Origin of the sequence: Pseudomonas sp. NY11955, assembly GCF_048068035.1 — a bacterium.
Taxonomy (GTDB): Bacteria; Pseudomonadota; Gammaproteobacteria; order Pseudomonadales; family Pseudomonadaceae; genus Aquipseudomonas.
In genome coordinates, this window is record NZ_JBLUPS010000017.1 from 1 (window position 1) to 17,351 (window position 17,351).

Annotated in this window: 2 protein-coding genes; both read left to right on the forward strand. The window is 63.1% G+C overall.

Annotation, left to right across the window (positions count from 1 at the left end):
- Window positions 1–922 (forward strand): phosphopantetheine-binding protein (locus ACNFBR_RS24545; protein WP_416737154.1); only part of this gene is annotated, 922 nt, incomplete at its 5' end.
- A gap of 70 nt (window positions 923–992) precedes the next feature.
- Window positions 993–17,279: a non-ribosomal peptide synthase/polyketide synthase gene (locus ACNFBR_RS24550; RefSeq protein WP_416737217.1), complete on the forward strand. Its 16,287-nt coding sequence runs from the start codon at window positions 993–995 to the stop codon at window positions 17,277–17,279.
- The last annotated feature ends 72 nt before the right edge of the window (window positions 17,280–17,351 follow it).

The following is a 17,351-nucleotide window of genomic DNA, read 5'->3' on the forward strand; positions in this document are numbered from 1 at the left end:
CGACGTCACTCACTGGACCTGCCAGGCGGACGAAAGCATCAGCGTGCCGATCGGCCAGCCAATCGACAACCTCAAGACCCACATCCTGGAAGGCAGCCTGCAACCCGCCGTGCGCGGCAGTGCTGGTGAGCTGTACCTGGGCGGCGTGGGCTTGGCCCGTGGTTATCACCAGCGGCCAGCACTGACCGCCGAACGCTTCGTGCCGGACCCGTTCAGCGACAACGGTGGCCGCCTGTACCGCACTGGCGACCTGGCGCGTTACTGCGCCGATGGCGTGATCGACTACGCCGGGCGTATCGACCACCAGGTGAAGATCCGCGGCCTGCGTATCGAGCTGGGCGAGATCGAAGCGCGCCTGCTGGAGCTGCCGAGCGTGCAGGAAGCCGTGGTGCTGGCCCAGGACGGGCCGAACGGCAAGCAACTGGTGGGCTACGTGGTGCCTGCCGACAGCGCGCAAGACGAAAGCGCATTGCGCGACAGCCTGCGCGAAGCCCTCAAGGCTGGCCTGCCGGACTACATGGTGCCGGCGCACCTGCTGCTGCTCGGCAAGCTGCCGGTGACGCCGAACGGCAAGCTGGACCGCAAGGCCCTGCCGCAGCCGGATGCCAGCCTGCTGCAGCGTGAGTACATCGCCCCGCAGAGCGCGCTGGAGCAGCAGATCGCAGCGCTTTGGGCGGATGTGCTGAAGCTGGAGCGGGTCGGCCTGCACGACAACTTCTTCGAATTGGGTGGCCACTCGCTGTTGGCGACCCAAGTGATGGCGCGCCTGCAGGTAGCGCTGGGCATAAACCTACCGCTTGCCTGGCTTTTCCAGGCGGAAAACCTGCAGGCCTACGCAGCCATGATCAGTGGCTTGAATACCAATACCGATGCAGACCTGGACGACCTCCAGGACTTCATGAGCGAGCTCGAGGCAGTTTGAGATGCAAACGGATAACAGAAACATGGACCTGGTAACGCGCTTCATTGGCCTGCCCCTGCCGCAGCGCAAGCTGTTCCTCGAAAAACTCGCCTCCAAGGGCATGAGCCTTGCGCAGTTGCCCATTCCGCTTACGCGTGAGGGCTTCGCCCAACCGCCGCTTTCCTATGCCCAGCAGCGGCAATGGTTTCTCTGGCAGTTGGAGCCGCAAAGTGCGGCCTACAACTTGCCGGCCGCATTGAAGTTCACCGGCGAACTGGACATCGCCGCCCTGCAGCGCAGCTTCGAAGCGTTGATCGCCCGCCACGAAACGTTGCGCACTACGTTCCGTCTGGAAGGCGAACAGGCGGTGCAGGTCATTCATCCTCACCTGCCATTCGAGCTGGCAGTGGAGCCCATGCCGTCGGCCAATGCCGCCGCTGTGCAGGCGCGCCTGGAGGCCGAGGCGCAGCGGCCCTTCGACCTGGAACATGGCCCGCTGTTGCGGGCGACCCTGCTGCAACTTGGCGGGCAAGAGCAGGTACTGGCACTGACGCTGCACCACATCGTGTCCGATGGTTGGTCAATGCCTGTGATGGTGGATGACCTGGTTCGCTTCTACGCCGGCTTCAGCCAGCAGCAGCAGGTGCAACTGCCCGAGCTTGCCATCCAGTACGCCGACTATGCCATCTGGCAACGTGCCTGGATGGAAGCGGGTGAGCAGGATCGACAGCTGAGCTACTGGAAAGCGCAGCTCGGCGACCAGCAACCGGTTCTGGAGTTGCCGACTGACCGGCCGCGCCCGGCGGTTTACAACCAGCACGGCGCACGGCTGGAAATTCCCCTGGCGGCAGAGTTGGTCGGTTCATTGAAGCGGCTGGCACAACAGCGGGGCGTTACCCCGTTCATGTTGCTGTTGGCCAGTTTTCAAACGCTGTTGCACCGTTATTCGGGGCAGTCGGACATACGGGTCGGCGTGCCGGTTGCCAACCGCAATCGTGTCGAGACCGAGCGCTTGATGGGCTTCTTCGTCAATACCCAGGTCTTGCGTGCCGAGTTCGACCTTGGCACGACGTTCATGGGCTTGCTGGAACAGGTCAAGGGGCGTGCGCTAGGCGCTCAGGCTCATCAGGACCTGCCTTTCGAACAATTGGTCGAAGTGCTGCAACCCGAGCGTAGCCTGAGCCACAGCCCCCTGTTCCAGGTGATGTACAACCATCAGACCCAAGCGAAGAAGCCTGGGCAACAGAGCCTCCCCGGCTTGGCAATGGAAGAGCTGGCACTGACCAGCCACGTGGCCAAGTTCGACCTGGCGCTGGATACCTTCGAACATGAAGCCGGTATCAGCGCCGCATTGACCTTTGCCACCGACCTGTTCGATCTCGCGACCATCGAGCGCATGGCGCAACACTGGTTGAACCTGCTGCAGAGCATTGTCACCCAGCCTGAGCAGCGTGTGGCCGACCTGGCGATGCTGGGCCAGCATGAGCTGCAGCAAGTCATCCGCGACTGGAATGACACGCAGGCTGAGTACCCTGCCGAGCAATGCATGCAGCAGCTGTTCGAGGCACAGGTGCAGGCATCACCTTCGGCGCCTGCGCTGCTGTTCGAAGATCAGGTGCTGAGCTACGAAACCTTGAACCGGCGGGCCAACCAATTGGCGCACAAGCTGCGTGACGAGGGCGTGGGGCCGGATGTACTGGTGGGTATCGCCATGCAGCGCAGCCCGGAGATGGTGATCGGCTTGCTGGCGATTCTCAAGGCTGGCGGCGCCTATGTGCCGTTGGACCCGGACTATCCGCAGGATCGCCTGGAGTACATGCTCGAGGACAGCCAGGCCATTGTGCTGTTGTCGCAATCGCACCTGCTTGCGCGCATGCCTGAAGAGTTTCATTCGCGCACGCTGCTGGTCGACCAATTGTCACTGGAGGCCTACCCGGACAGTGATCTGAGCTGCATCAACCAACCGAGCAACCTGGCCTACAGCATTTACACCTCGGGCTCCACAGGCAAACCGAAGGGCGTGCTGATCGAGCACCGCAACGTGACCGCCCTGATCGGCTGGGCGCTGGCCAGCTACAGCCAGGAAGACCTGTGTGGCGTGCTGGCATCCACATCCATTTGCTTCGACCTGTCGGTGTGGGAGCTGTTCGTCACCCTTTCGGCCGGTGGTTACGCGGTGCTGGCTGCCAACGCACTGGAGCTGCCGCATCTGGCCGCCAGAGCGCAAGTGCGCCTGATCAACACCGTGCCATCGGCGATCAAGATGTTGCACGAGACCGGCGAGCTGCCGGAGGGCGTGCATACCATCAACCTGGCCGGCGAAGCCTTGAAGCAGTCGCTGGTCGACGACCTGTACGCGACTGGCCATGTACAGCGGGTCTACGACCTGTACGGCCCTTCCGAGGACACCACTTACTCCACCTTCACGCTCAGGTCTGCCCATGGCAAGGCCAACATCGGCCGGCCAATCAGCAACAGCGCCGTTTACTTGCTGAGCGAGGCGGTGGCGCCGGTCCCGGTGGGCGTGGTGGGCGAGTTGTACATGGCCGGCGCAGGCCTGGCGCGGGGCTACCTTGGGCGCCCAGGCTTGACAGCCGAGCGCTTTTTGCCCGATCCGTTCGATCAGCAGGGGGGCGGCCGGATGTACCGTACCGGCGACCTTGCCCGTTACCAGAACGATGGGCTGATCGAATATGCCGGGCGGATCGACCACCAGGTCAAGATCCGTGGTTTCCGTATTGAGCTAGGGGAGATCGAGGCCCGCCTGCAGGCGCAGGAAACGGTTCGCGAAGCGGTGTTGCTGGCCCAGGATGGCCCCGCTGGAAAACAACTGGTTGCCTACGTGGTGCCCGCGGATGGCGCGGTCATCGCTACCCCTGCAGGGCAGTCGGCACTGCGTGAGGTATTGCGTGGCCAGCTGAAGCAGAGCCTGCCGGAGTACATGGTCCCCAGCCAGTTGTTGTTCCTTGAACAGTTGCCGCTGACCCCCAACGGAAAGCTGGATCGCAAGGCGTTGCCCAAGCCTGACGTCAGCCAGTTCCAGGCACAGTATGTCGCGCCGCGAAGCGAACTGGAGCGCGATATCACGGCCGTTTGGGCCAATGTGCTGAAACTTGAGCAGGTGGGCATTACCGATAACTTCTTCGAACTGGGCGGCGACTCGATCATTTCGCTGCAGGTTGTCAGCCGTGCGCGTCAGGCGGGTATTCAGTTCGCACCCAAGCAGTTGTTCCAGCACCAGACCGTGCAAGGCCTGGCATCGGTGGCGCGGCGAGCCGACAGTGTGGCGATCGATCAGGGCGCTGTGACGGGCGTCCTGCCACTGACCCCGGTGCAGCATTGGTTCTTCGAGCAGTCACTGGCCCAGCCGCACCACTGGAACCAGTCGGTATTGCTGGCGGCGGAGCAAGCCATCGACCCGCAGCATCTGCAAGCCGCGCTGCAAGCCGTGCTGCAGCAACATGACGCACTGCGCCTGGGCTTCGACCAGGTGGCGGGCAGCTGGCAGGGCAGCTTCAATTCCGTGGTGCCCCAGGACGTGCTGTGGGAGCGTGCTTTCGCCAGCCTCGACGAGCTGCAGCGCGAAGCCGCACAAGCCCAGCGCAGCTTCACCTTGAATGGTCCGTTGGTGCGTGCGCTGTTGGGCACACTGCCGGATGGCCAGCAGCGCCTGCTGCTGGTGGTTCATCACTTGGTGGTGGATGGTGTGTCCTGGCGCGTACTGCTGGAAGACCTGCAAAAGGCTTACCTGGCGAGCGCTGCCGGTCAGCCACTGCATTTGCCGGCGAAGACCAGCTCGTTCCAGGCGTGGTCCGAGCGCTTGCAGGCCTATGGCAAGGGTGAGGCGCTGGCCACCGAACTGGGCTACTGGCAGGCACAGTTGCAGGCTGTCGATGACACATTGCCCTGCGATCGTGCGCAAGGCGACAACCTGCAACGTCATGCTGCCTATGCCAGTACCAGCCTGGACCGGGAGTGGACGCACAAGCTGCTGCATGAAGCACCGAGTGCCTACCGCACCCAGATCAACGACCTGTTGCTGACAGCCCTGGCACGCGTGGTGGCGCGCTGGACCGGCCGCACGGAAGTACTGGTACGCCTGGAAGGGCACGGCCGTGAAGACGTGTTCGACGACCTTGACCTAACCCGCACCGTGGGTTGGTTCACCAGCATCTACCCGGTGCGCTTGAGTGCCCACGGCCAGCTCGACAACGCGATCAAGACCATCAAGGAGCAACTGCGCGCGGTGCCCAACAAAGGCATCGGCTACGGTGTATTGCGTTACCTGGGCGGCGATCACAGCCGGCAAGTGCTGCAAGCGTTGCCACAAGGTGAGATTGTCTTCAACTACCTGGGCCAATTCGACGGTATGTTCCAGGAGCAGGGCAACCTGTTCAAGCCTGCCAAGGAGCACGGCGGCGCCAACCACAGCGAGGACGCTTCGCTGGGCAGCTTGCTGGCTATCAACGGGCAGGTTTATGCAGGCGAGTTGAAGCTGGGCTGGACCTTCAGCCGGGAACGCTTCGACACCGCCACAATCGAGCGCCTGGCAGAGGAGTACGCCGAAGAGCTCAAGGTCTTGATCAGCCATTGCTGCCAGGCCGATCAGTGCGGCGTTACGCCGTCGGACTTCCCGCTGGCAAGCTTGAGCCAGGCACAGCTGGACAGCCTGCCCATACCGACCGCCGCTATCGCCGATGTCTACCCATTGGCACCGATGCAGTCGGGCATGCTGTTCCATACCCTGTACGAGCATTCGGGCGACGACTACATCAACCAGATGCGCGTGGATGTGGAAGGGCTCGACGTGCAGCGTTTCATTCACGCCTGGCAGGGCGCGCTGGACGCACATGCCATCTTGCGAACGTGCTTTGTCTGGCAAGGGGCGCTGGAGCAGGCTGTGCAAGTGGTGCTCAAGCACGTCGAACTGCCGTTCGTCGAGCATGACTGGCGCCATCATCCTTCACCGGAGCAGGCGCTGCAGGCGCTGGCCGATAGCGAACGGCAGCGTGGCTTCGAGGTCAGTAGCGCCCCGCTGTTGCGCCTGGTGTTGGTGCGCACGGGCGAAAACCGACACCATCTGATGTTCACCCATCATCACATCCTGATGGATGGCTGGAGCACGTCGCGGTTGTTGGGTGAAGTGCTTCAACGTTATGCCGGCCAGGGGTTGTCCAATCAGGCCACCCACTACCGCGACTACATTGCCTGGTTGCAGCGTCAGCCAAGCGGTGCGGCCGAGCACTTCTGGAAGTCCCAGCTGGCCGAGCTTCAGGAGCCCACCCGGCTGGCGTTGGCGGTGCGCAAGACAGGCAAAGCGATCGCTGTTGGCCATGAGATCCATCACCAGGCCTTCGATCAGGAACAGACGGCGAAAATCGAGGCCTTTGCCCGGGCCAATCGGGTGACCGTCAACACGCTGGTGCAGTCGGCCTGGCTCTTGTTGCTGCAGCGCTACACTGGCCAGCCCACCGTGGCGTTCGGTGCAACCGTCGCTGGCCGCCCGGCTGACTTGCCGGGGGTGGAAGAGCAGATCGGTCTGTTCATCAACACCTTGCCGGTGGTCGGCTCACCACGCGCCGAGCAAACGGTCGCTCAGTGGATTGCACAAGTACAGGCGGCCAACCTGGCTGCCCGTGAATATGAACATACGCCGCTGAACGAGGTGCAGCGCTGGGCTGGCTTGAGCGGCGAGGCGCTGTTCGACAGTTTGCTGGTGTTCGAAAACTATCCCGTTTCCGAGGCCCTGCAGCAAGGCGCGCCGGCTGGGCTGCGCTTCGGTGAAGTGGCCAACCATGAGCAGACCAACTATCCACTGACCGTTCTGGTCAACCTCGGTGCCACCCTGTCGCTGCAGTACAACCATGACCAAGCCCATTGGGGGCAGCCTGCCGTGTGCCAGCTTGCCGAGCACTTCGGCAACTTGCTGCGTGCATTGACCGGTGACGCCACGCAGCCCATCGGTGACTTGCCGTTGGCCGGGCAGCAGGAGCAGTTGGCAATCTTGCACGACTGGAACCGCAGCCAAGCGAACTTCCCAAGTGAACACTGCATCCATGCGTTGATCGAAGCACAAGCAGCCGCCTCCCCAGATGCGCTGGCGATCAGCTTTGCCGGCCAGACGTTGAGTTACGACGCGCTCAATCGTCGCGCCAACCGCCTGGCCCATCGGCTGCGCGAAGCGGGTGTGGGCCCGGATGTGCTGGTCGGGCTTGCGGTAGAACGCAGCCTGGAAATGGTCGTTGGCTTGCTGGGCATCCTCAAGGCGGGTGGCGCTTACGTGCCGCTGGACCCTGAATCGCCCCAGGACCGTCTGGCCTACCAGTTCGAAGACAGCGGCATCGCCCTGCTGCTGACCCAGGGGCATCTGCGTGATGGTCTGCCAACCCCACCTGGCCTTCGCTGCGTAGCCCTGGATGACCAGGTGCTTGCCGGGTACAGCGATGAGAACCCGTGTGTGGCGATGTCGCCGCAAAACCTGGCCTACGTGATCTACACCTCCGGCTCCACCGGTAAACCCAAAGGTGCATTGCTGACGCACCATAACGTGTTGCGGTTGTTCGCCGCGACTCAAGACTGGTTCCAGTTCGATGCCAGCGACGTGTGGACGGTGTTCCACTCCTATGCCTTCGACTTCTCGGTATGGGAGTTGTACGGCGCGCTGCTGTATGGCGGCCGGGCGGTCATCGTACCGAAGGATGTGGCGCGCTCTGCGCAGGACTTCCACGCCTTGCTGTCGAACGAACAGGTGACGGTGCTCAACCAGACGCCATCGGCGTTCCAGCAGTTGATCCCGATTGCCTGCGAGGCGGCTGCCGCGGGCAGCCAGCTGGCGTTGCGGCATGTCGTGTTCGGTGGTGAGGCGCTGGATGTCAGCAGCCTCAAGCCATGGTTCGACGTTTTCGGTGATTGCAAGCCACGCATGATCAACATGTATGGGATTACCGAAACCACGGTGCACGTGACCTATCGGCCGATCAACCGCGACGACCTGAAAAATGTCGGCAGCAGCCCGATTGGTGAAGTGATACCGGACCTGAGCTGGTATTTGCTCGACGGCTCATTGAACCCGGTGGTACCGGGCAGCCAGGGCGAACTGATGATCGGCCAGGACGGCCTGGCACGTGGTTACCATGGCCGCCCTGCCTTGACCGCCGAGCGTTTCGTGCCCAACCCGTTCGATCAGCAGGGCGGGCGCCTGTACCGCTCCGGCGACCTGGCGCGCTACGCGGAGGAAGGGGTGATCGAATACCTTGGGCGTATCGACCACCAAGTGAAAATTCGTGGTTTCCGTATCGAGTTGGGTGAGATCGAGGCGCGTCTGCAGGAGCTCGAACCGGTGCGCCAGGCCGTGGTGCTGGCCCAGGATGGCCCGAGCGGCAAGCAGTTGGTGGCCTATGTGGTGCCTGCCGATGCGGCGGTGAGCGATAGCCTTCAGGCGCAGGCGCCATTGCGTGAGGCCTTGCGCGAGGCGCTCAGGGTCAATCTGCCGGACTACATGGTACCGGCCCATATGCTGTTCTTGCCCAGCCTGCCACTGACGGGTAATGGCAAGCTTGACCGCAGGGCCCTGCCAAAGCCGGATGCCAGCCTTCTTCAAGGTGAGTACGTCGCGCCGCAGAGTGTGTTGGAGCAGCAGATTGCCGGCGTCTGGGCCGATGTTCTGAAGTTGGACAAGGTCGGCTTGAGCGATAACTTCTTCGAGCTCGGGGGTGACTCCATCATTTCGCTCCAAGTGGTCAGCCGAGCACGCCAGCTGGATATCCAGTTCACCCCCAAAGAGCTTTTCCAGAACCAGACGGTGCAGGCCTTGGCGGCGGTAGCCCGGCGTGCGGCCAGCACACGAATCGAACAAGGGCCCGTCAACGGGAACCTGCCATTGCTGCCGATTCAGCAGTGGTTCTTCGAAGCGCAGATTCCGCAGCGCCACCACTGGAACCAGTCTGTGCTGCTGGTGCCGAGCGAGCCGCTGCAGCCCACGTTGCTCGCCCAGGCTTTGCAGGCGCTGGTGTTGCAACACGATGCATTGCGCCTGCGTTTCGAGCAGGGTGATGCCGGTTGGTCGGGCACGTTCAGCGAAGCCGACAGCGAAGTGCTCTGGCACCGTGAGGTGGCTGATGCCCAGGCATTGCAAGCGCTTGCCAGCGAAGCGCAGCGCAGCCTGAATCTGCAACAGGGGCAACTGCTGCGGGCGGTATTGGCCGAGTGTGCCGATGGCAGCCAGCGCCTGCTGGTGGTCATCCATCACCTGGTGGTGGACGGTGTTTCCTGGCGTGTGCTGCTGGAGGACCTGCAGCAGGCCTACCAGGCGATGCGCAGCGGCCAGCCACTGAAACTGCAAGCCAAGACCACCTCGTTCAAAGCCTGGGCCGAGCAGTTGCAGGATTATGCGACCAGCGCAGCCCTGCAGGCCGAACTGGGCTACTGGACGGCGCAACTGCAAGGCAGCAGCGATGCCTTGCCGTGCGACCGCCCACAAGGCCGCAACCTGGAGCGCCATGTCACTTCGGTCAGCACCCGTCTGGACCGTGAACTGACCCGGCAACTGCTGCAGGAGGCACCTGCCGCCTACCGCACGCAGATCAACGACTTGCTGCTGACCGCGCTGGCCCGTGTGATCAGCCGCTGGACCGGACGCGGCGAGGTGCTGGTACGCCTGGAAGGCCACGGCCGTGAGGACCTGTTCGAGGGCGTCGACCTGAGCCGCACCGTGGGCTGGTTCACCAGCATGTACCCCGTGCGGCTCAGCCCGCAGGCCGGCCTGGTCGAATCACTCAAGACGATCAAGGAGCAGTTGCGCGCGGTGCCCAACAAAGGGCTTGGCCATGGGCTGCTGCGCTACCTGGGCAACGCTGAAGCACAGGCAACGCTGGCGGCATTGCCACGTGGCGAAATCGTGTTCAACTACCTTGGCCAGTTCGACGCCAGCTTCGACCAGCACGCGGGGTTGTTGCTGCCGGCCAAGGAATACGCCGGTGCCACCCAGGATGAAGATGCGCCGTTGGGCAGCCTGTTGGCGCTGAACGGGCAGGTGTATGGCGGCGAACTGAAACTGGGCTGGAGCTTCAGCCGGGATATCTTCGATGAATCCACCATTGCGCAGCTGGCCGATGACTATGCGCAGGAACTGGCGCTGCTGATCGACCATTGCCGTCAGCCGCAGCACCGTGGGGTGACACCTTCGGACTTCCCGTTGGCAGACCTTAGCCAAACGCAGCTGGACAACCTGCCTGTGGCGGTCGAACAGATTGCCGATGTGTACCCGCTGTCGCCGATGCAACAGGGGATGTTGTTCCATACCCTTTATGAACAGCAGTCCGGCGACTATATCAACCAGCTGCGTGTGGATGTCCACGGGCTGGACGTGGAGCGCTTCCGCCAGGCCTGGCAGGCTGCGGTGGATAACCATGCGATCTTGCGCAGTGGCTTCATCTGGCAAGGTGAACTCGACCAGGCCGTGCAAGTGGTACACAAGCACGTCGAGCAGGCGCTGGCCGAGCACGACTGGCGTGGCCAACCGGCATTGGAGCAGGCGCTGCAAGACTTGGCCGATGGCGACCGGCAAGCCGGGTTCGCACTGGACCAAGTACCGTTGCAGCGGCTTACCCTGGTGCGCACGGCGGATGACAGCCACCACCTGATCTACACCAACCATCACATCCTGATGGATGGCTGGAGCACTTCGCGCCTGCTGGGCGAGGTATTGCAGCGTTACGCCGGGCAGCCGGTAATGGCGTCGGCGGCGCCGTATCGCGACTATATCGCCTGGCTGCAGCGCCAGGACGCAGCGGCCACCGAAGCGTTCTGGAAAGGCCAGTTGGCACCGCTGGAAGAACCGACCCGACTGGCTCAGGTGCTACGTTCAAACGCTGCCCCACAGCCAGGCCAGGGTGAGCACTTCCAGGTGTTCGACCGCGCGACGACCCAGCGTATCGACAGTTTTGCGCGTGCCAACCGGGTCACGGTCAACACCTTGGTGCAGTCGGCCTGGCTGCTGTTGCTGCAACGCTATACCGGGCAACCTGCCGTGTGCTTTGGCGCCACCGTGGCGGGGCGCCCTGCGGACCTGCCGGGGGTGGAAGAGCAGATCGGTCTGTTCATCAATACCCTGCCGGTCGTGGGTGCACCGCGCAGCGAGCAGACCGTGGCCGAATGGATCGCCCAGGTGCAAGACTGCAACCTGGCCTTGCGCGAGTTCGAGCATACCCCCTTGAACGAGGTACAGCGCTGGGCCGGCTTGGGCGGTGAAGCCCTGTTCGACAGCTTGCTGGTGTTCGAGAACTACCCGGTTTCGCAGGCCTTGCAGGAGGGTGCGCCCGATGGCTTGCGCTTCGGCCAGGTGGCCAGCCTGGAGCAGACCAACTACCCGCTGACCCTGGCGGCCACCCTGGGTGACACGCTGGCTATCCAGTACAGCCACAACCGGGCCAATTGGAACGACGCGGCAATTCAGCGCGTGGCCGAACACTTCGGCCACTTGCTGCAGGCGCTGATCGTTGATGCCAGCGCGGCGCTCGGTGAGCTGTCTTTGCTGGGGGATGCCGAGCGCCAGCTGCTGCTGGAAGACTGGAACCGTAGCGAAGCCATTACCCCTTCCGGCAAGTGCGCCCACCAGTTGTTCCAGGCGCAGGCAGGCGAACGCCCCGACGCGACGGCGCTGGTGTTCGGTGAGCAGCAACTGACTTACCGCGAGCTGGACCTGCGCACCAATCGCCTGGCACACCTTCTGGTTTCGCGTGGCGTTACCGCCAACAGCCTGGTGGGGGTTGCCGCCGAGCGTGGCCTTGCGCTGGCCGTGGCGTTGATTGCTATCCACAAGGCCGGCGCGGCTTACGTGCCGCTGGACCCGGAATACCCGCAGGATCGACTGGCCTACTTGATCGAGGACAGCGGCATCGGCCTGCTGCTGGGTGACGCGCAGTCCATGGCGCGTATGCCATTGCCCAATGGCCTGCCGTGCATCGACTTGCAGCAGGATGAGCAGTGGCTGCAAGGGTTCAGTGACCAGCCGCTACCTTGCACGGTTACCCTCGACAGCCTCGCCTATGTCATCTACACCTCAGGCTCCACGGGCATGCCCAAGGGTGTGGCAATTGCTCACCAGGCGCTGTCGGTGTTCTGTGAAGTCGCCAGTGGCTACTCGCGGTTGACCCCGCAGGACCGGGTGCTGCAGTTCGCCACGTTCAGCTTCGACGGGTTCATCGAGCAGTTCTTCCCGCCGTTGTCGCGTGGCGCCTGCGTGGTGATGCGTGATCAACACCTGTGGGACACCGACACCTTCAGCGCGCAAGTCATCCACCATGGCATTACCGTGGCTGACCTGCCAGCGGCTTACTGGCGCTTGCTGGCGCTGGATCGTCGCCCTGCGCACGCCTATGGCCAGTTGAAGCAGATTCACGTCGGCGGTGAAGCCGTCGCCTTGGACGGCCTGCAGGCATGGCTGGAGGATGGGCCGGCGCAGGTACGCCTGCTCAATACCTACGGCCCCACCGAAGCCACCGTCGTCGCAACCACCTACGATTGCTCGCGGCTGGCGCAGGTACCAGCGGCGCAGAGCGGTGTGCCGATTGGCCGGGCATTGGCCGGGCGCATCATGCGCGCCCTGGATGACGGCTTGTCGCCGACGCCAATCGGCGTGCCGGGGGAGTTGTACATCGGTGGTGAAGGCTGCCTGGCACGTTGCTACCACCAGCGCCCAGCGCTGACCGCCGAGCGCTTCATTCCGGACCCGTTGGCTGAAACACCCGGCGCGCGCCTGTACCGTACCGGCGACCTGGGGTATTTCGACGAGCAGGGTGAACTGGCGTACCGTGGTCGGGCCGACCATCAGGTGAAGGTGCGGGGATTCCGCATCGAGTTGGGCGAAATCGAGCAACACCTGCAAGCGCACCCACATGTGCGCCAGGCCGCCGTCATCGCGGTCGATCATGCGGGCGTCAAGCAACTGTGCGGGTATGTGGTCCCCGAGGACGAAGCCGTTGATCAGGAGGGCTTGCCAGCGGCATTGAAACAGGCGTTGAAAGATAGCCTGCCGGACTACATGGTGCCGACTTACTTGATGCTGCTCGAACACATGCCTCTGACCCCAAGTGGCAAGCTCGATCGCAAGCGCCTGCCGAGTATCGATCAGGCGCAAGCGCAGAGCGAGTATGTGGCTCCGCGCAATGCGCTCGAGCGGCAGCTGGCGGAAATCTGGGCCGGCGTTTTGAAAGTGGCGCAAGTCGGGGTTACCGACAACTTCTTCGAGTTGGGTGGTGACTCGATCATTTCGATTCAGCTGGTCAGCCGCGCGCGCCAGGCGGGCATCCTGTTCACGCCCAAACAATTGTTCCAGCACCAGACCGTGGAGCAGTTGGCTGCTGTTGCCGAGGTTGGCGAACACGTTGCCAGCGACCAGGTCGCAAGCACACAGCCAGCGCCGCTGGCAGGCCTGACCGAGGCGCAGCTTGCGCGGTTGCCGGTGCCTAGGGAACAGATAGACGATGTGTACCCGCTGTCACCGATGCAGCAAGGCATGCTGTTCTACAGCGCTCAGGGTGGGGACGCGGCGCTCTACCTCAACCAGACCTCGGTAACGGTCGACGGCCTGGATATCCAACGTTTCGCCGAGGCCTGGAAGCAAGTGGTGGCGCGGCATGACATCCTGCGCACGGGCTTCTGCTCCGATGCGCAACTGGCACAACCGCTGCAAATCGTTCATCGCCATGTCGAGCTGCCGATCCACGTGCTCGACTGGCGGCACCGTGACGACCAGGCCGAGGCGTTGCAGGCCTTGATCGACGCTGACGCCGAGCAGGCCTTCGACATGGCGCAGCCGCCGTTGATGCGGGTCACGCTGGTGCGCCTGGATGACCTGCGCATGCAACTGATCTGGACCCGCCATCACATCCTGATGGATGGCTGGAGCAACTCGCGCCTGTTGGGCGAGGTGTTCCAGGCTTATCACGGGCAGGCGCTGGACACGCGTGTACCGCGCTTCGGTGACTACATTCGCTGGCTCCAGGCGCAACCTCAGGCTGAGCTGGAGGCGTTCTGGACGCAAAAACTTGCCGCCCTCGAAAGCCCGACCCTGCTGGAGCAGGCGCTATCGCCGCGGCCGGATGCCAACTTGTCAGGGCATGCTGCGCTCTACCTGCACTGGGATGCCCAGCGCACCCAGCGCCTGCGTAATCTGGCGCAACGCCTGCGCGTCACGCCCAATACCTTGGTGCAGGCCGCCTGGTTGCTGCTGCTGCAACGCTACAGCGGGCAGCAGACGGTCTGCTTCGGCGCTACCGTGGCCGGTCGGCCGGCGAACCTGCCTGGGGTGGACAACATGCTTGGCTTGTTCATCAATACCTTGCCTGTCGTGCAGGCACCGGCTGCGCATTGGCGCGTCAGCGACTGGCTGCAGCAACTGCAGGACTACAACCTCGAACTGCGTGACCACGAACATGCGGCATTGTCGAATGTTCAACGTTGGGCCGGGCGCCCTGGGCAACCGCTGTTCGACAGCATCATCGTGTTCGAGAACTACCCACTGGACGATCGTTTGCACGATGGCGGCGGTGACGCTCTGCAGTTCGGTGCAGTGGCCGAGCGCGGTGTAACCAACTATGCCATGGACCTGGCAGTGCTGCTCAACGATACCTTCTCGGTCGAGTTCATGTACTTGCGCAACTGCTTCAGCGAAGCGGCTACCGCCGTTATTCGCGGCAGTTTCGAACGCCTGCTCGAAGGCATGCTGGACAACCCGCAAGCCACCTTGGGCAGCCTGGATATGCTGACCCCAGAGCAAGTTCAGCAGGCGTGCCAGCGTAACCACCTGGTGGCAGACACTGCGGATGCTCCGCGCCTGGCCCAGCACATCGCCGAGCATGCCCGTCTGCGTCCCGATGCTGTGGCCGTGGTGTGTGGCGATGAGCAACTGAGCTATGCGCAGCTTGACCTGCGCGCCAACCGCCTGGCGCATCACCTGATCGCCCTGGGGACCAAGCCGGAGACCACCGTCGGTATTGCCCTGGAGCGCTCGGTGGAGGTGATTGTCGCCTTCCTCGCGGTGATGAAGACGGGTGCGGCCTATGTACCGCTGGATATCGAGTATCCGCAGGAACGCTTGCAATGGATCGTCGAAGACTCGGCCATGCATCTGCTGCTGACCAGCAGTACCTTGCGTCAGCGCTTCGACGCGGTTGGGCACATTGTCGAACTTGACCGCCTGGAGCTGGCTGGCCTGAGTGCCAGCATGCCGCAGGCCGAGGTGCTGGACGACAACCTGGCGTACCTGATCTACACCTCGGGTTCGACGGGCAAGCCCAAGGGCGTTGCGGTCAGCCATGGGCAGATCCGCATGCACTGCCAGGCCATTGCTCAGCTTTACGAAATGGATGAGCGCACGCGCGAACTGCTGTTCATGTCGTTCGCTTTCGACGGTGCGCAAGAGCGATGGCTGTCGACGCTGTCCTCGGGTGGTTGCCTGGTGATCCGCGGCAACCGCTTGTGGACGGCGGAGGAAACCTGGCAAGTGCTGCATGAGCAGCGCATCGATATCGCCTGCTTCCCGCCGGCCTATCTGCAACAGTTGGCCGAGTTTGGCGAGAGCCAGCAACAGGCTGCACCGCCGGTGCGCATCTACTGCTTTGGCGGCGACGCGGTGCCCGATGCCCTGTTCGAACTGGTCAAGCGTACGTTGCGGCCACAGTACCTGACCAACGGTTACGGGCCTACCGAGACAGTGGTCACACCTTTGCTGTGGAAGGTCGCGGCCGATCAGTCCTGCCAGGCGGTGTATGCACCGATTGGCGACCGGGTTGGCCAACGTACCTTGCAGGTGCTCGACCAGGATCTCAACCCGCTGCCCGATGGGGTGGCAGGTGAGTTGTACATCGGTGGCGAAGGTGTGGCCCGGGGTTATCACCAGCGTGCGGCGCTTACCGCCGAGCGCTTCGTTGCCGACCCATTCGCTGAAGGTGCGCGCCTTTACCGTACCGGTGACCGTGTGCGCCGTCGTGCCGATGGCACCCTCGACTTCATTGGCCGGCTGGACAACCAATTGAAGATTCGCGGGTTCCGCATCGAGCCTGGCGAGATCGAGGCACGCCTGCGCAACCTGGCCGATATCCGTGATGCCGTGGTGGTGGCGCGAGATACCGCCACGGGCAAGCAACTGGTTGGCTATGTGGTCAGCAGCAGTGTGGCTAACACGCCTGCCCAGTTGCGTGAGGCCCTGCGAGCCGAACTGCCGGACTACATGGTGCCGACACAACTGGTACTGCTTGACGCCATGCCGCTGACGCCCAATGGCAAGATCGACCGCAATGCCTTGCCAGCACCAGACTTCATCGCACAGCGGCAGCGCGTGGCGCCGCGTAACGAGGCCGAGCAGGCCTTGGCGCAGATCTGGCAGGAAGTGTTGAGTGTTGAAGAGGTGGGTATCGAAGACAACTTCTTCGAGTTGGGCGGTGATTCGCTGCGGGTGCTGAAAATGCTCTCCAAGGTGCGCGCGCACAGCGGTTTGCAGCTGGACTTGAAGTTGCGAGACGTGATGGCCAAGCCGACCATCGCTGAGTTGTCGGGCTACTCGGAGGCTGAAGTCAGCCTTGATCCTGTGCTGCTGCTCAACACGCGTATCGCCAACGCCACGCCGTTGTTCTGCCTGCACGCAGGCTTCGGTACGGTGTTCGATTATGAGCCACTGGCGCGTCGCCTGGAGGGTGTGTGCAGTGTCTATGGCGTGCAGTGCCGCATGCTGCTTGACCGCGCATGGCAAGACGAATCGCTGCAGGCGATGGCCATCGACTATGCCCAGTACATCCGCCAGAAGCAGCCAGAGGGGCCGTACCGCCTGGCAGGCTGGTCGCTGGGGGGAACCTTGGCCGTGCTGGTCGCCCAGGAGCTGGAGCGCCAGGGCCAGGCAGTGACGCTGCTTGGCCTGGTCGACAGCTTCGTACCTTGTGCGCTGCATGATGAGATGACCGAGGACTGGACAGACGATCTGCAGGGCTTCCTCAGTGTGCTGCTGGGCGTGCCCAAGCACCAGCTGGTGGTGCCAGCAATCGCGGTAGGTACCGATGTCACAGTGCTTCAGGAGATCGTCGAGCAGGTTCGTGCAGATCAAGCCGGGCAGTCGTTGTACGCCGATATCGACAGCGCGGAATTGGCCCATACCTTCGATGTTGCGATGCGTCTGAAAGCCCTGTCGCTGAAGTTGACCAGCTTGCCTCGGACCAAGGCCCTGGCGACCTGCTGGTGGGCTGGCCGGGCTGCCGATCCAGCGTGGACCTTTGCCACGCACGCAAGCCATGCGGTCGAAGCCGGGCACTACGACATTCTCAAGCACACCGAAGTGATCGAGGGGCTAGCGATGCACTGGTTGGCGGAGGATACGATGATCGAATGAGGGGGGCAGGCAGACTGACCACGCGTCATTGAACATCGCCCCGGGCTGGCAGGTCTGATACTGCCGGCCCGG